Source organism: Vibrio sp. 1180_3, from assembly GCF_029478545.1.
Taxonomy (GTDB): domain Bacteria; phylum Pseudomonadota; class Gammaproteobacteria; order Enterobacterales; family Vibrionaceae; genus Vibrio; species Vibrio aestuarianus.
Map to the genome: position 1 here is coordinate 25,875 of NZ_SJFM01000027.1, position 22,838 is coordinate 48,712.

Consider the following 22,838-nt stretch of genomic DNA (forward strand, 5'->3'; position numbering starts at 1 on the left):
GTGATTATTGTGGTTCTGCGATTCGTGGCAATGATACGGAAAAGCGAGCCCCTGAAAGCGTTGATTTCGTCATGCTTAACTTGCCATCCATACTTTGTATTATTTGCTGTGAGATAGAAAGACCAAGCCCCAGTCCATTTTTTTTAGTGGTAAAAAACGGTTCAAAAAGGTGGCCAATTTTTTCTTGTGAGATTCCTGGCCCGTTATCATCAATATGAATAGTAACGTAATCCTGATGGATTTCTGTTGTTAAGTGAACACACTTTTCTTTTTGTTCATCAACAGCTTGAACGGCATTGGTGAGTAAGTTAATCAATACTTGTTCTAATTGGATAGGGTTTACTCTGACTAGAATGGGCTGGTTGGGTAATTCACTATGAAACTGAATTAAGTGCGACTTGAATTGAGGCTGCATCAACTCTTTAGTCGATAAAATAATCGGTAATAATTGTGCAATAACTTTTTCATCCGTTGCACTTTTGCGCGCAAACGATTTCAGCTGTTCGCTGATTTTTGCCATGCGTTCAGTTAGCGCAGAAATGCGAGCAAGATTATCATCGGTTCTTTCGGGCTTGCCCGTTGCCAAAAAGCGGCGTCCATTGTCGGCAAAACTTCGAATGGCGGCGAGTGGATTATTGAGTTCGTGGCTAATGCTGGCGGACATTTCTCCTAATACCGCAAGCTTAGCGGCTTGGATCAATTCATCTTGAGTTTGTCTCAGCATTACTTCGGTCTTACTTCGTTCGGCAATTTCTGCGTGCAGCTCTGAGGTTCTTTCCATCACTAAAAATTCGAGTTTTTGCTTGGCTTCTGATTGCAAGTGTTCGATCTGGCGCTGTTTGAGTTGACGGTGATGGATGAGCAGGAGCGCTAAATAGATGATGGCAAATACCATGCTAGAGATCAGGGCAAAGGCAAAGCTATCCCAAAAAATATTCATCTTCGGCGATAACACGCGGATATTGAGCGAAACATTAGGCAAAGCACGTGTAGAGACAATGAAGTCGCCTTTGAACCAACCTTGATGTGGGTTTTGCCACTCAGAAACTGGAGCGGTAAAGTCACCCACTAAACCGAGAGAACGAATCGAAGTTTCAAGGTACTGGCGACTATTTTGTACTAATAATCGTTGACTATCGGTCAACGTATCCACGCTTTTAAACAGCCATTGTGGTTTACTGGACATAAAAATAATGTTGTTGCTGTCGGTTGCTACAAAGTAGCTTTGCTTGCTCTGCCAGTTTTCTTCAATGGCCGATAGATCCATTTTAACCACCACTACACCTATTACATCCGCCGCATAGATGACAGGGTAAGAATAATAGTAACCGCGTTGGCCAGATGTTGAGCCTAGCGCAAAATATTGACTCTCCTGGCCCGTAATAGCCGCTTTAAAATAAGGCCGCCAAGCAAAATTGCGATCGATAAAAGAGCGATCAAGGTTCCAGTTACTTGAAGCTATGGTATTGCCATATTGATCGATGAGATACGTATCGGCCGCTTGAATGACTTCATTGACTTGCTCCAAGTAGCGATTAGTGATTTCTATCTGGGCACTATTGTTAGGGCTGTTTAATGCATCGATTAGCTCCTTATCTTTAGAGAGTAATCTTGGTATGTGCGCATATTTATCGAGTTTAGCCGTGATATGGCTAGAGAAACGATCAAGTTGAGCTTGATGTTCAATTAATAAGTTTTGATAACTGTATTGCCAGGTAAGGTGAGCACCCAGTGCTGTTATCAACACGAACAGTATTACAAAAATTAGACTGACACGGCGAATCGCTAGCATCCTTGGTTACTCTTTTATTGCAGCTGCGGTTGTGATTAAGAAAATCCATTTCTGAACACGATAAGTCTACTGGTTTTCGATGTTTTTTTGTTTAAAAAGAGTTCAATAGTGCGGCACAAAACAGGAGCAAGATCTCTTTTTACACTTCTGAGATAAAAAAAGCCTCGATTCCCTTGAAAAAGCCTTTATTGTCCCCATTTCAAAACTGTGCTTTTCCATGTTGATGGAATTTTTAGCACTCGATAGGCAATTTAGGGCATTGAATCATCTCCAAGCGGTGATTGGCTCGACAGCACTGGTTCAGGTCGGTAGAATGTCGCGTCTAAATTTTCTGTCCTGAGACTAATCGGAGATACCTTTTTGACCTAGGTTGGTAAAGATATCGCTCATTAGTCCGATGTTTGGGTGTTTTCGCTTCAGATGTCGACGCTCATTTTAATTGAAGTGTTCGGATAGAACACAACACAAGGATGCAGCCAAGCACCAGGCGATAGCCTAGCTTACGGCTCATGATGCTCAGAAATACTGAGCCAGTTTTGAGGTTTATAAATAATGCAAGTTACTGTTGAAACGCTAGAAGGCCTAGAGCGCCGTCTGAATATTACTGTTCCTGCTGCTAACATTGAAGATGCAGTTACAGCTGAACTACGCAACATCGCGAAAAATCGTCGTTTCGATGGTTTCCGTAAAGGCAAAGTTCCAATGAAAATGGTTGCTCAAATGTACGGTAAAGCGGTACGTCAAGACGTGATGGGCGAAGTAATGCAACGTCACTTCATCGAAGCAATCGTAAAAGAAAAGATCAACCCAGCAGGTGCTCCGACTTTTGCTCCAGTTGCTACTGAAGAAGGCCAAGATCTTGTTTTCACTGCAACTTTTGAAGTTTACCCAGAAGTTGAGTTGAAAGGTCTAGAAAGCATCACTGTTGAAAAACCAGCGGTTGAAGTTAAAGAAGAAGATGTTGTTGAAATGCTAGAAACGCTACGTAAGCAACAAGCTACGTGGGTTGAAGTTGATGCAGCAGTTGAAGACGGTTCTCGCGCAACTATCGATTTCGTTGGTTCAATCGACGGTGTTGAATTTGAAGGCGGTAAAGCTGAAAACTTCCCACTAGAAATGGGTGCAGGTCGCATGATTCCTGGTTTTGAAGACGGTATCGTTGGCAAAACTAAAGGCATGGAATTCGAAATCGACGTAAACTTCCCAGAAGATTACCACGCTGAAAACCTAAAAGGTAAAGCGGCGAAATTCGCAATCAAGATCAACAAAGTAGAAACTCGTGAGCTACCAGAATTAAGCGATGAGTTTGTTGCTAAATTCGGTGTTGTTGAAGGCGGTGTTGAAGCGCTTAAAGCTGAAGTTCGCAAAAACATGGAGCGTGAGCTTAAGCAAGCTGTTAAGAACCGCATCAAAGAGCAAGCGATCGAAGGCCTAGTGAAAGAGAACGACATTGACGTTCCTTCTGCACTTATTGACCAAGAAATCGGTGTGCTACGCCAACAAGCTGCACAACGTTTTGGTGGCAACCCTGAAGCGGCAGCGCAACTTCCACGTGAATTGTTCGAAGAGCAAGCTAAACGTCGTGTAGTTGTTGGCCTTCTTCTTGGCGAAGTGATCAAAACTGAAGAGCTAAAAGCGGATGATGAGAAAGTAAAAGCGCTAATCGAAGAGATGGCGACTGCTTACGAAGATCCTGCTGAAGTAATGGCTTACTATGCTCAAAACGAGCAAATGATGAACAACATGCGCAATGTTGCTCTTGAAGAGCAAGCAATCGACGCGATCATCGCTAAAGCACAGGTTTCTGAGAAAGCCGTTAGCTTCAACGAGCTAATGAACCAACAACCTGCTTAATAAGCAATATGTAGCGTAGGTGGTTGACTTAACGTTAACTATTCTGCTAACAATGGTCCGCGTGATACCCATCATCCGGGCCATTTATTTTAGGGACATAACAATATGAGCTACCAAGAAAAAAACGCAATGTCGCCAATTATTGACGCGCTAGTACCCATGGTGGTTGAGCAGACTTCCCGTGGTGAGCGCTCATACGATATTTATTCCCGCTTGCTTAAAGAACGAGTGATTTTCTTGACAGGTCAAGTTGAAGACCAAATGGCAAATCTTGTCGTTGCACAATTGCTGTTTTTAGAATCAGAAAACCCTGACAAAGATATTTTCTTATACATTAACTCCCCAGGTGGTAGTGTAACCGCAGGGATGTCAATTTATGACACCATGCAGTTCATTAAGCCTAATGTGAGTACGGTATGTATGGGTCAAGCTTGTTCTATGGGGGCATTTCTATTGGCGGGGGGCGCGCCAGGTAAACGTTTTGTGTTACCTAATTCACGAGTGATGATCCACCAACCGTTGGGTGGTTTCCAAGGTCAAGCCTCTGATATTCAGATCCACGCTCAAGAAATTTTGACCATCAAACAAAAACTCAACAAACTATTGGCTGAGCACACAGGTCAACCACTAGAAGTGATTGAACGTGATACTGACCGTGATAACTTTATGTCAGCAGACCAAGCGGTTAAATACGGTTTAGTTGATTCGATTTTAAGCAAACGTGGCGAGTAACAGTTATCATAATTATTCACGCATTTTGGCTTAATTTGAGTTACACTCAAACCATTAAGAGTAAAGGCTAAGAGGTTAGCGAATGACAGACAAAAGCAAAGAGAGCGGTAGTAGCAAGCTGTTGTACTGCTCTTTCTGTGGTAAAAGCCAGCACGAAGTTCGCAAGCTGATCGCCGGTCCTTCTGTTTACGTTTGTGATGAATGCGTTGATTTATGCAACGACATCATCCGTGAAGAGATTAAAGATGTTCTGCCTAAAAAGGAATCTGAGGCGTTACCTACGCCACGCAAGATTCGTGAACATCTTGATGACTATGTGATTGGCCAAGAACACGCGAAAAAAGTGCTTGCAGTTGCAGTATATAACCACTACAAGCGTTTACGTAACGGTGATACGACAAGTGAAGGGGTTGAGCTTGGCAAGAGTAATATTTTGCTTATTGGCCCAACGGGTAGTGGTAAAACACTACTGGCAGAAACACTGGCTCGTTTCCTAGATGTACCGTTCACGATGGCAGATGCAACCACACTAACAGAAGCGGGTTATGTAGGGGAAGATGTCGAAAACATCATCCAAAAACTACTTCAGAAGTGTGATTACGATGTTGCTAAAGCCGAACGCGGTATTGTGTACATCGATGAAATCGATAAGATTTCTCGTAAAGCTGAAAACCCATCGATTACACGAGATGTATCGGGTGAAGGGGTTCAGCAAGCGCTATTGAAATTGGTTGAAGGTACTGTTGCTTCTGTACCACCACAAGGTGGACGTAAGCATCCGCAGCAAGAATTTCTGCAAGTAGACACATCTAAGATTCTATTTATCTGTGGTGGTGCATTTGCTGGTTTAGATAAAGTAATTGATCAACGCGTTGCTAAAGGTTCAGGTATTGGCTTTGGAGCGGAAGTTCGTTCCAAAGATGAAACTAAGACCATTGGCGAGCTGTTCACTCAAGTTGAGCCAGAAGATTTGGTGAAATACGGGTTAATCCCTGAATTCATTGGCCGTCTTCCTGTTACGGCTACACTGACTGAACTTGATGAAGAAGCGCTGATTCAAATCTTGTGCGAGCCTAAAAACGCACTGACTAAGCAATACGCTGCACTATTCGAGTTAGAGAATGTCGAACTTGAATTCCGTGAAGATGCATTGCGAGCGATTGCGAAAAAAGCAATGAACCGCAAGACTGGTGCACGTGGTTTACGTTCAATTTTAGAAGGTGTCTTGCTCGATACCATGTATGAGCTTCCGTCTGTATCGGATGTTAGCAAAGTGGTAATCGATGAATCGGTAATCAATGGTGAATCTGAACCGCTGCTAATTTACAGCGCAAATGAGAACCAAGCTGCAGGCGCAGAGTAAAACACAGAGATAAATATTTAAAGGAGGTAGCAAATACCTCCTTTTTTTTATTCTGTTATTGAATCCAGTTAGTTAGCCCCCATATACTCGGTAATAAGTTAAAGCGGAAGAGAGAATAATATGAACTTGGAGCGTTCCGAGCGTATCGAAATCCCCGTACTGCCTCTACGTGATGTGGTGGTTTATCCTCATATGGTTATTCCTTTGTTTGTTGGTAGAGAAAAATCTATCCAATGTCTTGAAGCGGCAATGGACAACAACAAACAAGTTCTATTAGTGGCACAGAAAAAAGCAGAAACTGATGAACCAACGATAGAAGATCTATTTGACGTTGGAACTGTTGCTACCATTTTACAGCTCCTCAAACTACCTGACGGCACTGTCAAAGTATTGGTGGAAGGTCAGCAACGAGCGAAAATAGACCGCTTTGTTGAAGGTGATTTTTTCTCAGCTGAAGCACAGTATCTTATTACTCCTGAGCTGGACGAAAGAGAGCAGGAAGTCATAGTACGTAGTGCTATTAACCAGTTCGATGGTTTTATTAAACTAAATAAGAAAATTCCACCAGAAGTACTTACCTCATTGAATGGTATCGATGAAGCCGCTCGTCTTGCTGACACCATTGCTGCGCACATGCCGTTAAAGCTGGTTGATAAACAAAAAGTCTTAGAAATTATTGATATCAGCGAGCGTCTGGAATTCCTAATGGGGCAGATGGAGTCGGAAATTGACCTACTACAGGTTGAAAAACGAATTCGTGGCCGCGTTAAAAAACAGATGGAAAAGTCTCAGCGTGAGTATTATCTCAATGAGCAAATGAAAGCGATTCAAAAAGAATTGGGTGATATGGATGATGCACCTGACGAATTTGAAACGCTGAAAAAGAAAATTGATGAATCAAAAATGCCGCAAGAAGCGCGCGAGAAGACAGAGCAAGAGCTTCAGAAATTGAAAATGATGTCTCCAATGTCTGCTGAAGCGACAGTGGTACGTAGCTATATCGACTGGATGGTTAATGTCCCGTGGACAAAACGCTCTAAAGTTAAGAAGGACTTAACGAAAGCAGAAGAGATCCTCAATTCTGATCACTACGGTCTAGAACGAGTGAAAGAGCGTATTTTAGAGTATCTTGCGGTACAAAGTCGTATCAACAAGTTAAAAGGTCCAATCCTTTGCCTTGTTGGGCCTCCTGGTGTCGGTAAAACCTCATTGGGTCGCTCTATTGCTGCTGCCACTGGGCGTAAGTACACGCGTATGGCTCTGGGTGGTGTTCGTGATGAAGCTGAAATTCGAGGCCATCGCCGAACTTACATTGGTTCACTACCAGGTAAATTGATCCAAAAAATGGCAAAAGTTGGTGTTAAGAACCCGCTATTCCTATTGGATGAAATTGACAAAATGTCTTCAGATATGCGTGGTGATCCTTCATCTGCATTACTTGAAGTGCTTGATCCGGAACAAAATAGCACCTTTAACGATCATTACCTTGAAGTCGATTATGATCTCTCGGACGTTATGTTTGTTGCCACGTCAAACTCAATGAACATTCCAGGACCACTTCTTGACCGTATGGAAGTGATCCGTCTTTCTGGTTATACCGAAGACGAAAAACTGAACATTGCTAAGCGTCACCTGGTTACCAAACAGATAGAACGCAATGGCTTAAAAGCGCATGAGATCGTCATTGAAGATTCAGCAATCATTGGCATCATCCGTTACTATACTCGCGAAGCTGGCGTGCGTAGTTTAGAGCGTGAGATTTCAAAAATCTGTCGTAAAGCTGTTAAAAATATCTTGTTGAATAAAGAGATAAAAACCGTTGTAGTAAATCAAGAGAATTTGAAAGAGTTCCTTGGTGTACAACGTTGTGACTTCGGTAAAGCTGATGACAGCAATCGTATTGGTCAAGTAACAGGTCTTGCGTGGACTGAAGTGGGTGGTGACCTCTTAACGATTGAAACTGAATCCATGCCAGGTAAGGGTAAACTCACCCAAACTGGTTCTTTGGGTGATGTGATGCAAGAGTCGATTCAAGCCGCGATGACTGTGGTTCGAGCTCGTGCTGAGAAATTGGGGATTAACCCAGATTTTTACGAAAAACGTGATATTCACGTTCACGTGCCAGAAGGTGCGACACCGAAAGATGGTCCAAGTGCTGGTATCGCTATGTGTACTGCGCTTGTTTCAAGCCTCACGGGGAACCCAGTTAAAGCTGAAGTGGCGATGACAGGGGAAATAACCTTGCGTGGTGAAGTGCTTCCGATTGGTGGTTTGAAAGAAAAACTGTTGGCAGCGCATCGCGGTGGTATTACCACGGTACTGATCCCGAAAGATAACGAGCGTGATTTGGAAGAGATTCCTGACAACGTTATTGCCGATCTAAAAGTCATTCCAGTTCAATGGATTGATGAGGTTTTAAAGGTTGCACTGGAGCGAGACCCATCAGGGGTTGAGTTTGACGCTAAAAAATAGTGATGTGTAGCAAAAATAAGTAAAAGATTGCGCTGATAGGCTTAAAAAGGCTTGTCAGCGTTTTTTTTGGGCGCTAACGTAACCCACTATAGCTTGTAGCCCAGACACGATAAGGCTTCAAGCTAGTTTAGGAACTTAATGGAACGGAAAAGTCACCATTAAAAAATTATAACTGGTGACACTAAGGGGAAACACAGTGAATAAAACACAATTAGTAGAAAAAATCGCAGATAACGCTGACATCTCTAAAGCATCTGCAGGTCGTGCTCTTGATGCATTTATCGAAGCGGTAAGCGGTACTCTTCAGTCTGGTGACCAAGTTGCTCTTGTTGGCTTTGGTACATTTAGTGTTCGTACTCGTGCCGCTCGCACAGGTCGTAACCCAAAAACGGGTGAAGAAATTCAAATTGCTGAAGCAAAAGTTCCTGCATTCAAAGCAGGTAAAGCTCTTAAAGACGCTTGTAACTAATCAAAATCGTCTTTTTTTGCCACTGGTAGGCAAAATTAATTCGAACCTTTTGAAATTATGCGCATCCTACTGATGCGCATTTCTTTTTCTGATATTATCGCGCTATTCAAATTTTTAGGCTGAAGTGTGAAACTTCTTATCCGGAGAGCAGTTAGATTATGATGGATCGATTACGCGAAGGCGTGAACAGCATCGCGGTGAAAATTATTTTAGGAATGATTATTTTATCATTCATCTTCGCAGGTGTAGGTAGTTACCTCGTCAGTGGTAGCAACAATGCTGCAGCAAAAGTTGGCAATACTGAGATTGGTCGTGGAGACTTTGAGCAAGCATATCAAAATGAGCGCAATCGCATGCAGTCCCAATTAGGTGACTATTTTGCTAATTTGTTGGCTGATCCAAGCTATGTAGAGTCTTTCCGTAAATCTGTACTTGACCGCATGATCAACGACCTACTACTTGAGCAGCATGCTCAGTCGTTAGGTTTACGAGTCAGCGATGCTCAGGTTCGTCAAATGATTATTGATATGCCTCAGTTTCAAGTTGATGGAAAATTTGATCAAGAAATCTATCAAGCAGCGCTTCGTCGTGCCGGTTTTTCGCCAGAAAGTTTTGCTGAATATCTACGTCGTGACTTGGTTCGTAACCAACTATTGAGCGCCATTCAAGGCAGTGAGTTTATTCTTCCTGGTGAAATTGATGAGCAAAGTCAACTTATCTCTCAAACACGTAATATTCGTTCGTTAACGCTATCTCTTGATGAGTTTGCTAAAGGAGTAGAATTAACAGAAGAAGACATTGAACAATATTACCAACAGAACCCAGAGCGTTACACTCGACCTGAGCAAGTAAAAGTCGCGTATATAGAACTTTCGGCTGAACAGTTGAAAGAGCAAATGGCCGTTTCTGAAGAGCAGGCGAAAAAGTATTACCAAGAGCATCTGGATAAGTACTCAACACAAGCTCAACGTAAAGTGAGTCATATTCTGGTACAAGGTGACGATGAAGCCAAAGCGCAAGCAATACTTGATGAACTCAATGCAGGTGCGGATTTTGCGACGTTAGCAAAAGAGAAATCTGAAGATATTGGTAGCGCAGAAGAGGGGGGATCCCTAGGCTGGATTGAACGTGATGTGATGGATCCTGCTTTTGAAGAAGCAGCATTCGCACTTCAAAATGTCGGAGATGTAACAGGTTTAGTTAAATCTGAATTTGGTTACCACATCATTCGTTTAGATGAAGTGAAAGACTCGGTTGCCCAACCTTATGAGCAAGTTGCTTCTGAAATTAAAACAGAGCTAAAAGATCAAAAAGCGGTCGATAAATTCTATGAACTCCAAAGTGAATTAGAAAAAGTAGCGTTTGAATTTCCAGATTCTTTAGATGATGCCGCTAAAGCGATTTCTGCAACCATCCAAACTACTGACTTTATTTCACAACAAGATGCGCCAGAATTGTTGTTGACACCAGCGGTGCTACAAGCGATTTTGAGCCCAGAAGTAAAAGAGGATGGCCTAAATTCTGAGGTGATAGAAGTTGCGCCTGAGCACGTTATTGTGGTTCGTGTTAACGATGCTCGTGAGCAAATGGTACTGCCGTTATCTGAGGTTAAAGAACAAGTGGTTACTCAACTTTCAAAAGTGAAAGGTGAGCAACAGGCAACGGAGTTGGGCGAAAAACTCGTCGCTTCACTACAAAATGGAGATCGATCTCTGCTCGAACAGAACGCTCTGGAATTTGGTGAGGCAGAAATGATTGATCGCAGTTCACCACTTGCTAATACCGTTTTCTCATTACCTAAACCAGTAACGGATAGCGTGATTTACGGGCAAGCAAAAGCGGCAAATGGTGATGTCGTCATTATTGAGCTTGATAAAGTTGAGTCAAAAGTTACACCAGAGTACAACGATCAAATTGGTGCTCAGCTAGAACGAATGGGTAGCCAACAAGACCTTGCGGGAATGCTAAGTATCTTACGTAAGAATACGGATATTGAGTACTATGTTGTGAGCCAATAGTTACTAGCAATGTAACTGATATGAAACTCAAAATGGGCTGTAGATGTAGCCCATTTTAATTTTTGGCTTTATGCATCTGAATGTGTTTTTTAAGTCGTTAGTATAGAGGTGACTGAACTGACAACAAGGAGATACTCAGATGAAATCGAAACTATGGTTACTCGTTTTAAGCTTATTACTGCCACTTACACCTACCTTTGCATCCGAAGAAGTTGCAGACACTTATCAAGGTATAGAAATTACCGTCAATATAAACCAAGCATCCGCCCAAGAGCTCGCTGATTTATTAAAAGGTGTTGGTTTGAAAAAAGCACAAGCGATAGTCGACTATCGAGAGCAAAATGGAGCGTTTAAAACGAAGGAGCAACTGAGCCAAGTAAAAGGAATCGGTAATGCCATCGTTCAAAAAAATGAAGACAGAATTTTATTATAGTTTGGCATAAATTAATAACGAGGGGCTATATGAAGAGCTCCTCTTCACTACTTTTTATTGCACTATTTCAGACACATCAACATTCCTTCCTAGCACCTTTACTGGATAAGCACTATAATTTGTCGCCGACAAAAGCGAGCAATGTGTCGCACTAAAACGAATTGGAGTAAATCATGTCCTCTCATACACCGGTTATAACCGTTGATGGACCAAGTGGTGCTGGTAAAGGCACACTTTGTATGTTGTTGGCTAAAAAATTAGGCTTTCATCTATTAGATTCTGGGGCAATATACCGTGTGCTTGCACTCGCCGCTATTCACCACGGAGTTGACACAGAATCAGAAGATGCTCTCGTGCCTTTAGCAACGCATTTGGATGTTCAGTTTTTGGCGGAAGGTGACTTAGTGAAAGTTATCTTGGAAGGTGAAGACGTATCTAAAGAGCTACGCAAAGAAGAAACCGGCATGGCAGCATCAAAAGTAGCGGCTTTACCTCGAGTGCGTGAAGCGTTACTGCGCCGTCAGCGTGCTTTTGCCAAAGAGCAAGGCCTAGTTGCTGACGGGCGTGATATGGGGACCGTTGTATTCCCACAAGCTGAAGTAAAGATATTCTTAGATGCGAGTGCGCAAGAGCGTGCTCAGCGCCGCTTTAAGCAGTTGCAACTCAAGGGCCTAGATGTTAAATTTGACGCCCTTTTAAGCGAAATCCAAGAGCGTGACGATCGAGATCGTAACCGCCCAGTGGCTCCATTACGACCTGCTGAGGATGCGCTATTGCTTGATTCAACTTCAATGTCTATCGACGAAGTTGTAGAAAAAGCATTACAATATACCGAATCTAAGCTAGCAGAATAGTTCTGTTAGGTAAGAGCGTTGGTCGCAAGGATGATGACTGGCGAATTTAATAACCCCATGCGGTAGGATACCCATGGAAGTTTAATTATTGAAGATTAAATAAATGACTGAATCTTTTGCTCAACTCTTTGAAGAGTTTTTAAACGAAACTGAATTTCAACAAGGTACTATCGTTAAAGGTACTGTAGTAGCTATCGAGAACGGTTTCGTTCTTGTGGATGCTGGTCTTAAGTCTGAGTCTGCTATCCCTGCTGAACAATTCAAGAACGCTGCTGGCGAACTTGAAGTTGAAGTTGGTTCTGAAGTAGACGTAGCTCTTGACGCTGTTGAAGATGGTTTCGGTGAAACTCAACTTTCTCGTGAGAAAGCTAAGCGTCACGAAGCTTGGATCGTTCTTGAGAAAGCTTACGAAGAAGCTGAAACTGTTGTTGGTATCATCAACGGTAAAGTTAAAGGCGGTTTCACTGTTGAACTAAACGGTATCCGTGCTTTCCTTCCAGGCTCTCTAGTAGACGTACGTCCTATCCGTGACACTGCTCACCTAGAAAACAAAGAGCTAGAGTTCAAAGTTATCAAGCTAGACCAGAAGCGTAACAACGTTGTTGTTTCTCGTCGTGCTGTTATCGAATCAGAAAGCAGCGTTGAGCGTGACGAACTTCTTGAAACTCTACAAGAAGGAACTGAAGTTAAAGGTATCGTTAAGAACCTTACTGACTACGGTGCATTCGTTGATCTTGGTGGTGTTGACGGTCTTCTACATATCACAGATATGGCATGGAAACGCGTTAAGCACCCATCAGAAATCGTTAACGTTGGTGACGAAATCCTAGTTAAAGTTCTTAAGTTCGATCGTGAGCGTACTCGCGTATCACTAGGTCTTAAGCAACTAGGCGAAGATCCATGGGTAGCAATCGCTAAGCGTTACCCAGAAGGTCACAAACTATCTGGTCGTGTAACGAACCTAACTGACTACGGCTGCTTCGTTGAAATCGAAGAAGGCGTTGAAGGTCTAGTACACGTTTCTGAAATGGATTGGACTAACAAGAACATCCACCCATCTAAAGTTGTTAATGTTGGCGACGAAGTTGAGGTTATGGTTCTTGATATCGACGAAGAGCGTCGTCGTATCTCTCTAGGTCTGAAACAGTGTAAAGCTAACCCATGGCAGTCATTCGCTGAAGCACAAGCTAAAGGCGACAAAGTTACTGGTAAGATCAAGTCTATCACTGACTTCGGTATCTTTATCGGTCTAGACGGCGGCATCGACGGTCTTGTTCACCTATCTGATATCTCTTGGAACGTTGCAGGAGAAGAAGCGGTACGTGATTACAAGAAAGGCGATGAAATCTCTGCAGTTGTCCTAGCAGTAGACGCAGAGCGTGAGCGTATTTCTCTTGGCGTTAAGCAAATGGAAAACGACCCGTTCAATGCATACGTTGCAGACAACAAAAAAGGTACTCTAGTTAACGGTACTGTTACTGCAGTTGACGCGAAAGGTGCTACAATTGAACTTGTAGACGGCGTTGAAGGTTACATCCGTGCTTCTGAAGTATCGCGTGACCGTATTGAAGATGCGTCTCTAATCCTAAGCGTTGGTGATAGCGTTGAAGCGAAATTTACTGGTGTAGACCGTAAGAACCGCGTAATCAACCTATCTATCAAAGCTAAAGATGAAGCTGATGAGCAAGAAGCAATGGCTACTCTGAACAAAACTGATGAAGGTGCGTTCGGTAATGCTATGGCAGATGCATTCAAGGCTGCTAAAGGCGAATAATCTAACTCGCTAGAAGGAGCCGAAAGGCTCCTTTTTTTTCGGTTAGTGCCTACTTTGATAAGCAAGTAATGAGGGAAACTATGACTAAGTCTGAATTGATAGAAAGACTCTGTGCTGAGCAAACGCACCTATCTGCTAAAGAAATTGAAGATGCAGTGAAAGATATTCTTGAACACATGGCATCAACTTTGGAGAGCGGAGAGCGAATTGAAATTCGCGGATTTGGTAGTTTCTCTTTGCACTATCGTGAGCCTCGGGTGGGACGTAACCCTAAAACTGGTGATAAAGTGGTATTAGACGGAAAGTTTGTACCTCATTTTAAACCAGGCAAAGAGTTGCGTGAGCGAGTTAATGAGAGCCTCTAAATTTGTTATTTAGAACCTATTTTGAGAAGCGGCATACAGTTGGTATGCCGTTTTTTTATGATATCAATCTATAGATAGACATGGTTTGTGAAGTCATTTTCCTGCATAATCAGACCAGATCAATACTGGATAGGTAATGGCTTATGAAAATTATAAAAATCGTTCTCATTGTTGCGCTTTTTTTGATTGCTTTAGCATTAGGTGCACAAAATCAAGTGGTTGTGACTTTTAATTACTTACTCGCTCAAGGTGAATTCCACCTATCTACTTTACTTGGTGTAGTGTTTGTCTCAGGTTTTGCTTTAGCTTGGTTAATTGGCAGTAGCTTTTATTTTAAATCTCAGTTACAGCTGCGAAAGCTAAATAAGCAGCTGAAGAAACAGACGGCTGAAAAAAATGCCGTTACAAGTAAAGCTTAGAATGGAATAAAGGCTGACTTAATGTTAGAAATTCTCTTCTTGTTATTGCCAATAGCAGCCGCTTACGGATGGTATATGGGCAATCGTAGTGCCCAGCAAGACAAGCAGAAGCATTCTCACCAAATATCCCGTCAATACGTTACGGGGCTTAATTTACTGCTTTCTGATCAATCAGATAAAGCGGTTGATCACTTCATTGAACTACTTCAGGTCGATAATGAAACCATTGATACTCACTTGGCGTTAGGCAATCTATTTCGTTCAAGAGGAGAGGTCGATCGTGCTATTCGTATTCACCAAAATCTGATATCTCGTTCGAGTTTAACCATTGATCAAAAAAATCTCGCTCTGCAACAGTTGGCAAAAGACTATATGGTGTCTGGTTTTCTTGATCGCGCTGAGAGAATTTTTGAGCAGTTAGTGGATGAACCTGAACACCGTGAAGGTGCATTACAGCAACTCGTCGCTATTTATCAACAAACCCGCGAATGGCATAAAGCCATTGATTACGCCTATGATTTGGTGAAATTAGGCCGCAAAAGAATGCGTAGTGTGATTGCTCATTTTTGGTGTGAACTCGCTATGCAAGAAAAAGCAGATGGTAACGATAGCAAGGCGATTCAGAATTTTAAGAAGGCATTAAGCGAAGACCCTAAATGTGTTCGTGCTACCATCTCTTTAGGGAAGTTATACCTTGAGCGTGAAGATTATCAGCATACGATTAAATACATGCAGATGGTTTTAGAGCAAGATATTGATTTTATAGGTGAAATCCTTCCTACTCTAGCAGACTGTTACCACCACATTGGCCAAGAACAGCACTTGGTCGAGTTCTTAAGAGAATGTATAGAAAAAGAAGCGGGTGTATCGGCTGAGTTGATGCTTGCACAGTTAGTTGCACAACATGAAGGCGTTGGTGCAGCTCAAGACTTGCTAACTAGGCAACTCGTAAAAAATCCAACGATGAAAGGCTTTTATCGTTTAATTGATTATCATCTAGCCGATGCTGAAGAGGGAAGAGCTAAAGATAGTTTGTCTACATTGCAGAAACTGGTGGGAGAGCAGCTTAAAGTGAAGCCCCATTATCGGTGTAGAAAATGTGGTTTCTCTACCCATTCTTTATATTGGCACTGTCCTTCTTGTAAAAATTGGGGGTCAATCAAACCCATTCGTGGGCTAGATGGAGAATGATTCATCAGAGTTAATCCGTTAACTCGAAAAAGAATTTGCAGCTAATAAGCTGCTTTTTTTTAGGTTCAATACTGTTAGGAGTAATAATGAAAGACCAGAAAGTGATTGTCGCGTTGGACTATGATAGACAAGATGAAGCTTTAGCATTTGTCGATAAAATCGACCCTAATTCTTGCCGACTAAAAGTAGGTAAGGAGATGTTTACACTGTTTGGTCCAGATTTTGTGCGCGAACTTCATAAGCGTGGTTTTTCAGTATTTTTAGACCTTAAGTTTCATGATATTCCTAATACATGCTCTAAAGCCGTAAGAGCAGCCGCCGAACTTGGTGTATGGATGGTCAATGTTCATGCAAGTGGTGGAGAGAGAATGATGACAGCTTCGCGTGAAATTCTAGAACCTTATGGTAACGATAAGCCATTGTTGATTGCGGTGACGGTCTTAACGAGCATGGAGCAGAGCGATCTGCGTGGTATTGGCATTGATACGACTCCACAAGAACACGTCATGCGACTTGCAAGTCTTACCAAAAATTCAGGCCTAGATGGTGTGGTTTGCTCTGCGCAAGAAGCCACAGTGCTTAAAGGTAGCTTTGGTCATGATTTCAAGCTAATTACTCCTGGGATCCGTCCTGTAGGGGCTGAAGTAGGCGATCAAAAACGCATCATGACACCATATGAGGCTATCAAAGCGGGATCTGACTACTTAGTTATTGGTCGTCCAATCACGCAGTCTGTGCAGCCTGATGCTGTTTTAAAAGCGATAAATGAAAGTATTCTTCCGCGCGGATGATAATAAAGGGATAAACCGTCGCTAAATTGATTGGTGGCGTAAATTACCGCGACTTTAGTTAATGAAGATTCAAAGTGAAAATTTTATCAGTGATAGCCCTACTTCGGTAGGGCTTATTATTATGCGCTTAATCAGTTTGAAGCGGGACGACCACTGTGAAACTTAAAATCATTATCTATTGTGGTGATCAAATCAGCTTCAACTTGGCCGAAATAATTGACTCGCTCGCTAATATCTTTACCTGCAACTTGCTCTGCTAGCGCTAGGTAATCTTGATAGTGTCTTGCTTCTGAGCGCAATAATGAAATGTAGAATTTTGCAATGTCTTCATCTAAATGCGGAGCAAGTTTTGCAAATCGCTCACAAGAACGGGCCTCAATATAGGCGCCAATAATGAGTTTATCAATCAAGGTATTAGGTTCATGTGTTGTCATATGCGATAGCAGCCCTTTTGCATATCGGCTCGCTGGTATTGACTCATATTCAATGCCACGGGAATGCATAATTTCGAGTACTTGATAGAAGTGGTGAAGCTCTTCTTTAATCAGCAGAACCATTTTGTCGATCAAATCTTGGCTATAAGGAGAGTTTGACTTAGCCATAATCATCTTGGAAATATTACTTTTGCCCTTAAGGGTTTCCATGGAGCCGATATGGCGATAAGCAAAATCTTCATAAGGTTTGAACCAATCTAAGAGGGTAAGTGCACTTTGTTGATCAACAGCGTATTTGCGAATCAGATACATCGCTGATTGCCCAGCCTTCAGCTCACAGAGTAAATGATCGAGAAGAATGATTTTCAAATTGCTGGGTTTACGAGCCTCTTCTACTCATTCATCGGGGGTTTCACATTGCAAAAATTGGTGTATAGGATCTAATAGGGATTGGATTGTTGTTTTGTTTATCATGTCGTTACTGTGTAAAAAAGGCCGCGATCGCGACCTTCAAAATTAGAATTAAATCGAGGTGGTATATTACCACTTTTTCTTTTCGCCAAAGAGAGCATCCATATCACTATTTCTCTCTTTGTCTTCCATGACTTGAAGGTCTGCGGCACTTTTAGTTTGGCGGCGTTTCTCTAAATCATCATACATTGACTGCAATTTTTCTCTTGCTTGATTAGAGTAAGCGTCATTTTTGGTACTCAGTACATCCAAACCTTTACGCAATAATTGTATTGCTGTTCCTGGCTGCCCACGCATGATTGAATCATTAGCTCGCTTAAGTACATTTTCAATATTGATGCGAACTTGTATAGTTTCTAGACGCGCATTTTCAGTGACATAAGCCTGAGTTTCAAAGCGTCCTTTATTGTGTTCACTGCGTACCGTATCTCTAAGGCGTTTAACCAACTTCAACATCATCAGGGCTTGCTTATCACTGGTTGGAACTTTGAACGTTGTACTGTCTCCCCCCGGGTGATTCTCTTGCAAGTTTTTGACCTGTGTTTTCATGTTTTCAATTCGTTGCACTAATTGTTTATTCTTGGGATCCAGTTCATGCATATTAAGCAGAGCATCAAGAATGCGGTTATTGAGGCAAACCAATAAATCCTTACTAAAAGGCATGTGGTGAGCGTTCCCGATAAGATCTTCAGTGGCATCAATAATCGCAATGTAGCGAGTCGATTCCTGCTTTTTTGCTGACTCGACCTTTACTTTGTACTGGAGCATGATGTTGTAGCCAAGGACCAATACCAGTAAAACGGCAACTAGAGCAATGATTAAACCTATATTCATAAAATCCGTATCTTTCTTAGAATTCAGCGGTTGATATTTAAGGATACACGATCCTCAGTTATCACTACACCTTCAAAACGACTATTTTCATTATTCCTGTTTTAAAACGTCAAAACTGCTTTTTATTTGTGAGATTGGGCGTTGCTTGGCAAAAATTTAGTCAACTGCACAAAATGCTCTCTTTTTTAGTTAAGTATTGACCCTACAGGCTTTGAATTGAGAGTGTTAAGCGTTATAACTAATTATTATAAACTATGATTGTATGATCTGGATCTTTGATAAGGGATTGCGGGGCCAATAATGAAGTTACAGCAGTTAAAATACATTGTTGAAGTGGTTAATCATAACCTGAATGTTTCAGCAACTGCGGAAAGTCTGTATACCTCTCAGCCGGGTATTAGTAAACAGGTACGTTTGCTTGAAGATGAGTTAGGCATTCAAATATTTGAACGTAGCGGTAAGCACCTTACTCAGGTGACTGGGGCTGGAGAAGAAATTATTCGAATTTCTCAGGAAATCCTTTCGCGTGTCGAGAGCATTAAAGCCGTTGCTGGTGAACATACCCACCCAGAAATGGGCACGCTGAATATCTCCACTACCCACACTCAAGCACGTTATGCTCTACCAGATGTCATCAAAGGCTTTACTGCTCGTTATCCTAAAGTTTCACTACACATGCACCAAGGGACACCAAGTCAGATGTCTGAAGCGGTTGCCAAAGGTACTGCCAACTTTGCTATTGCGACAGAAGCTTTGCACTTATATCAAGACGCCGTCATGTTGCCTTGTTACCATTGGAATCGATCTATTGTTGTACCTAAAGATCATGCTTTAGCCAAAAAAGAGCGCATTTCAATTGAAGACTTGGCAGCCTATCCACTAGTCACTTATGTATTTGGCTTTACCGGGCGCTCAGAGCTAGATACGGCATTTAACCGTGTAGGGTTAACTCCCAAAGTGGTTTTTACCGCAACGGATGCCGATGTAATCAAAACTTATGTTCGCATGGGAATTGGCGTTGGTGTTATCGCAAGTATGGCCATTGATAAAGCAAGTGACAGTGACCTAGTGGCCATTGATGCCAGTCATCTTTTCGGTGCCAGCACAACGAGCATTGGATTCCGACGCGGTACATTCTTGCGCTCTTATATGTTTGATTTTATGGAACGTTTTGCACCTCATCTCACCCGTCCAGTCGTCGAGCGAGCCATCTCTTTGAAATCGAATATAGAGATAGAAGAGATGTTTAAAGATATTGAATTACCGGTTCGTTAAATAGTTCGTTTGTTCGAGATTTCTCTTTTCAATGCGAAACGCTTTCTAATTAATGACTCTCCCCCTAAAATTAGCAACTCTAGGGGGATGAATGCGTACATTATTTAAACAGCTCGATGCTTTCTTAATCGAAAATCAACACTTTTGGCGATTTGAGCCTTTTCATCAGAGTATTGTGCCCGGTTCGCCATGGCATTCATTCAATGAACCTTTAGGTCAGTGGTTAAGCTCTCTGAGCTTTTCACAAATTGAAGCGTTGAAATTGTCGCCAAATGAACTGGTTATTCATTTATCTGAGTTCATTGAAGGGTTAGATCAAGTTCACGCTTCGTTACAACTTCGACCAGCCCGTCGTAGTCATCGACTTATTCGCGATTCCCATCTTGAAACAGGAATTCCAGGCCGAAAATTACAGCAAATTCGTTCGATGAGCGCAGCTTTATTGTATCAGCACCAAGGGACGGAATGGTTGGAATGGTGTTCAGGTAAAGGTTTTTTAGGAAGAATACTGGCAGCTCAATCAAAACAAAAAGTGACAAGCTTTGAGTATCAAATGCCATTATGTGAGGCTGGACAAACCATTGCGGATGCATTTGCTCTGCCGATGCAGTTTATACAAGGAGATGCCTTCCAGCCAGAGGCACTGTGTGCATTTCATCCAGCACAACACGCTGTAGCACTGCATGCTTGCGGTGACCTCCACGTTCGGCTTTTAGAGTATTCAGTAGCGAAAAAACTACCCGCTATTTCATTCTCACCTTGTTGTTATCACCTAATTCAAGCAGCCCTCTACCAAGCGATGTCGAGTGAGGGGCAAGCGTCATCATTAGCACTAAGTCAAAGTGAATTACGTATTCCCCTACAAGAAACTGTAACAGGGGGGGAGAGAGTGCGACGACACCGTCAGCAGGAAATGACGTATCGTTTAGGTTTTGATCTATTTTTGCGACTAGAGTTAGGCTATCAAGATTATTGTCCTGTACCGAGTATCAAAAAATCTCAGTTAGCCGCTGGATTTCGCCATTTTTGCCAATGGGCTTGCGCGCAAAAGAGCATTGAGTTGCCTGCCGATGTGGATTTAAAACACTATGAAGAAAAGGGAGCGGATAGATTCTGGCAGATGGAAAGACTGAGTCTTGTACAGCAAGCCTTTCGTCGCATCATTGAGCTATGGCTAGTGTTGGATAAAGCCATTTATTTGCAAGAGAATGGTTACAAAGTAACGATTGAGCAGTTTTGTGAACGGGAAATCACCCCTAGAAATATACTGGTCCACGCTTTCAAGAAGTAGCAGCTAAAAGAAAGCCAGGTGATTAGCCTGACTTTCTATCCATTTCAGCGGAACGCAACTATAAGAGCTCGCGATCAGTTGAACATTGCAATAGCTTCTTCAGGTGCAACATACTCAAGAGAGAAACTCTCGGCAACTTCTTGGCACGTTACTTTTCCATGGATAACATTGAGTCCTTCGAGGAAGCCTTTGTCATCAAGTAATGCTCGTTGATAACCTTTATTCGCCAGTTTTACAATGTAAGGCAGAGTAGCGTTATTTAAAGCAAATGTTGATGTGCGTGCAACGGCACCTGGCATATTGGCAACACAATAGTGCACAACTTCGTCAACGATATAAGTTGGGTCAGCGTGTGTTGTTGCATGAGAAGTTTCGAAACAACCACCTTGGTCAATGGCGACATCGACGACCGCAGAGCCAGGTTTCATGCGAGAAATAAGATCTTTGGTGACAAGCTTAGGTGCCGCTGCCCCCGGAATAAGAACAGCACCGATAACTAAGTCAGCTTCTAGAACATGTTGCTCAATAGCATCTTTTGTAGAATAAACGACTTTTGCACGGCCTTGGAATTCTTCGTCAAGTTTGCGTAATGTATCGACACTACGATCGAGAATGGTGACATCCGCACGTAGGCCAACCGCCATACGCGCAGCATTTGCGCCAACAACCCCACCACCGATAACGACCACTTTAGCAGGTGCTACGCCTGGTACACCGCCCATCAGTAATCCACTGCCACCGTGTGATTTCTCCAAGCATTGTGCACCTGCTTGAATAGACATGCGACCCGCAACTTCAGACATTGGTGCTAATAGTGGTAAGCGACCCATATTATCTGTTACAGTCTCATAGGCTATGCAGACAGCTTTGCTCTTGATTAGCTCTTCAGTTTGTGGAAAATCTGGAGCTAGATGTAAATAGGTAAATAAAATTTGGCCTTCACGGAGCATAGCACGCTCAACAGCCTGAGGTTCTTTAACCTTAACTATCATTTCTGCTTTCTCAAAAACGTCAGAAGCAGTAGGAAGAATGGATGCGCCTACAGCGATGTAATCATCGTCTGAAAAGCCGATGCCGGAACCGGCATTTGTTTCAATAAAGACTTGGTGGCCGTGTGAGATAAGTTCGCGCACGCTCGCGGGAATCATACCCACACGATATTCGTGGTTCTTGATTTCTTTAGGGACTCCAATGATCATCCTAACTCCTTAGATATTTTTGGTTGTTATAACTGCATGTTGGGTTGTTGTTGCGAATTTATGACTAGTATAGATGTGAATGTGTAAAATTTGATACTGAATATTAAAAAGTTGTAGTATATATTTTTGCAAGGAAGTAATAAGGTGGAATAAAAAATGGCAGACAACTATAAAAGGCCGTCCAAGGATCTAGACCGTATCGATCGCAATATTCTTAATGAACTGCAGAAAGATGGTCGTATTTCGAATGTAGAATTGTCTAAACGGGTAGGGTTATCTCCAACGCCTTGTTTAGAACGTGTGCGTCGCTTAGAGCGTCAAGGTTTCATTACCGGTTATACCGCGTTGTTGAATCCTCAATATCTTGATGCTTCGCTTTTGGTATTTGTTGAAATTACGTTGAATCGTGGTGCACCTGATGTGTTTGAGCAGTTTAATACTGCGGTTCAAAAGCTGGATGACATTCAAGAATGTCATCTTGTTTCTGGTGATTTCGACTACCTGTTGAAAACTCGTGTATCTGACATGGGGGCGTATCGAAAACTGCTAGGCGACACGTTGCTACGTTTACCTGGTGTAAACGACACGCGCACCTACGTCGTAATGGAAGAAGTAAAGCAAACCAACCAATTGGTTATAAAAACTCGATAATGTTTGAATAGTGGTACTTCTTTCCACATTCTGACTTTCGTCAATTGGGTTTTTAACCTTGATAGGTTAAATTACATAACAAACCGAGCGGCTTTTGCCGCTCGGACTGTTTCCACTTAAACCAATCGCTAAATTATTCATCAAATTTACGTATTG

19 protein-coding genes and 1 pseudogene are annotated in these 22,838 nt (G+C 42.3%); 16 read left to right on the forward strand and 4 right to left on the reverse strand.

Translation table 11 applies throughout. The annotated features are described in order from the left end of the window. Positions 1-4 precede the first annotated feature (4 nt). Positions 5-1,792, reverse strand: coding sequence for an ATP-binding protein (locus EYW48_RS15585; RefSeq protein ID WP_274700707.1), 1,788 nt, complete (start codon positions 1,790-1,792; stop codon positions 5-7). Between the two features lie 552 nt (positions 1,793-2,344). Between EYW48_RS15585 and tig the strand changes: the two genes are divergently transcribed. The 13 genes from tig to pyrF all read left to right on the forward strand — a co-directional run bounded on the left by tig (position 2,345) and on the right by pyrF (position 16,527). Beyond that, positions 2,345-3,646 carry a trigger factor gene (gene tig, locus EYW48_RS15590; RefSeq protein WP_053310131.1) on the forward strand — a complete coding sequence of 434 codons (1,302 nt, stop codon included), beginning with the start codon at positions 2,345-2,347 and terminating at the stop codon, positions 3,644-3,646. A 105-nt stretch (positions 3,647-3,751) separates the two neighbouring features. After that, positions 3,752-4,378: an ATP-dependent Clp endopeptidase proteolytic subunit ClpP gene (clpP, locus tag EYW48_RS15595; RefSeq protein WP_053310130.1), complete on the forward strand. Its 627-nt coding sequence runs from the start codon at positions 3,752-3,754 to the stop codon at positions 4,376-4,378. An 82-nt stretch (positions 4,379-4,460) separates the two neighbouring features. Further along, on the forward strand, positions 4,461-5,741 hold the full coding sequence (gene clpX / locus EYW48_RS15600; protein WP_274693432.1) for an ATP-dependent protease ATP-binding subunit ClpX: 1,281 nt from the start codon (positions 4,461-4,463) through the stop codon (positions 5,739-5,741). 120 nt (positions 5,742-5,861) lie between these two features. Further along, entirely contained in the window at positions 5,862-8,213 is a 2,352-nt protein-coding gene (lon, locus tag EYW48_RS15605; protein WP_053310128.1) for an endopeptidase La, read from the forward strand. 196 nt (positions 8,214-8,409) lie between these two features. Then, positions 8,410-8,682: an HU family DNA-binding protein gene (locus EYW48_RS15610; RefSeq protein WP_053310127.1), complete on the forward strand. Its 273-nt coding sequence runs from the start codon at positions 8,410-8,412 to the stop codon at positions 8,680-8,682. A 158-nt stretch (positions 8,683-8,840) separates the two neighbouring features. Next, on the forward strand, positions 8,841-10,700 hold the full coding sequence (gene ppiD, locus EYW48_RS15615) for a peptidylprolyl isomerase (protein ID WP_171980315.1): 1,860 nt from the start codon (positions 8,841-8,843) through the stop codon (positions 10,698-10,700). Positions 10,701-10,839: 139 nt separating this feature from the next. After that, complete coding sequence (locus tag EYW48_RS15620) at positions 10,840-11,133, forward strand: helix-hairpin-helix domain-containing protein (protein WP_168522722.1); 294 nt, start codon at positions 10,840-10,842, stop codon at positions 11,131-11,133. Between the two features lie 173 nt (positions 11,134-11,306). After that, positions 11,307-11,987, forward strand: coding sequence for a (d)CMP kinase (gene cmk, locus EYW48_RS15625; protein WP_053310124.1), 681 nt, complete (start codon positions 11,307-11,309; stop codon positions 11,985-11,987). A gap of 103 nt (positions 11,988-12,090) precedes the next feature. Next, on the forward strand, positions 12,091-13,761 hold the full coding sequence (gene rpsA, locus EYW48_RS15630; protein ID WP_053310123.1) for a 30S ribosomal protein S1: 1,671 nt from the start codon (positions 12,091-12,093) through the stop codon (positions 13,759-13,761). Positions 13,762-13,829: 68 nt separating this feature from the next. Then, the gene (ihfB, locus tag EYW48_RS15635) at positions 13,830-14,126 is read left to right on the forward strand and encodes an integration host factor subunit beta (protein WP_168522718.1); all 297 of its coding nucleotides are present in this window, start codon (positions 13,830-13,832) and stop codon (positions 14,124-14,126) included. 143 nt (positions 14,127-14,269) lie between these two features. Next, on the forward strand, positions 14,270-14,545 hold the full coding sequence (locus EYW48_RS15640; protein ID WP_053310121.1) for a lipopolysaccharide assembly protein LapA domain-containing protein: 276 nt from the start codon (positions 14,270-14,272) through the stop codon (positions 14,543-14,545). A 21-nt stretch (positions 14,546-14,566) separates the two neighbouring features. Continuing rightward, positions 14,567-15,736 carry a lipopolysaccharide assembly protein LapB gene (gene lapB / locus EYW48_RS15645; RefSeq protein ID WP_053310120.1) on the forward strand — a complete coding sequence of 390 codons (1,170 nt, stop codon included), beginning with the start codon at positions 14,567-14,569 and terminating at the stop codon, positions 15,734-15,736. Between the two features lie 86 nt (positions 15,737-15,822). After that, positions 15,823-16,527, forward strand: coding sequence for an orotidine-5'-phosphate decarboxylase (gene pyrF, locus EYW48_RS15650; protein ID WP_171980314.1), 705 nt, complete (start codon positions 15,823-15,825; stop codon positions 16,525-16,527). 131 nt (positions 16,528-16,658) lie between these two features. Here the strand turns inward: pyrF and EYW48_RS15655 are convergent. Together EYW48_RS15655 and EYW48_RS15660 are read right to left on the reverse strand one after the other, a co-directional pair. Beyond that, positions 16,659-17,435, reverse strand: a pseudogene (locus EYW48_RS15655) (tRNA isopentenyl-2-thiomethyl-A-37 hydroxylase MiaE). Positions 17,436-17,501: 66 nt separating this feature from the next. Next, a complete protein-coding gene (locus tag EYW48_RS15660; protein ID WP_053310116.1) occupies positions 17,502-18,266 on the reverse strand; it encodes a hypothetical protein in 765 nt (254 codons plus the stop codon). Between the two features lie 300 nt (positions 18,267-18,566). On the opposite strand from EYW48_RS15660, the gene cysB reads away from it, so the two are divergent. Together cysB and EYW48_RS15670 are read left to right on the forward strand one after the other, a co-directional pair. Beyond that, positions 18,567-19,541 carry an HTH-type transcriptional regulator CysB gene (gene cysB / locus EYW48_RS15665; protein ID WP_053310115.1) on the forward strand — a complete coding sequence of 325 codons (975 nt, stop codon included), beginning with the start codon at positions 18,567-18,569 and terminating at the stop codon, positions 19,539-19,541. Between the two features lie 91 nt (positions 19,542-19,632). Then, on the forward strand, positions 19,633-20,832 hold the full coding sequence (locus EYW48_RS15670) for a methyltransferase (protein WP_277432650.1): 1,200 nt from the start codon (positions 19,633-19,635) through the stop codon (positions 20,830-20,832). 74 nt (positions 20,833-20,906) lie between these two features. Here the strand turns inward: EYW48_RS15670 and ald are convergent, their stop codons facing one another. Then, complete coding sequence (ald, locus tag EYW48_RS15675) at positions 20,907-22,031, reverse strand: alanine dehydrogenase (protein WP_171980311.1); 1,125 nt, start codon at positions 22,029-22,031, stop codon at positions 20,907-20,909. Between the two features lie 156 nt (positions 22,032-22,187). Between ald and lrp the strand changes: the two genes are divergently transcribed. Continuing rightward, positions 22,188-22,682, forward strand: a complete 495-nt coding sequence (gene lrp, locus EYW48_RS15680; protein WP_053310112.1) for a leucine-responsive transcriptional regulator Lrp — start codon at positions 22,188-22,190, stop codon at positions 22,680-22,682. Positions 22,683-22,838 lie beyond the last annotated feature (156 nt).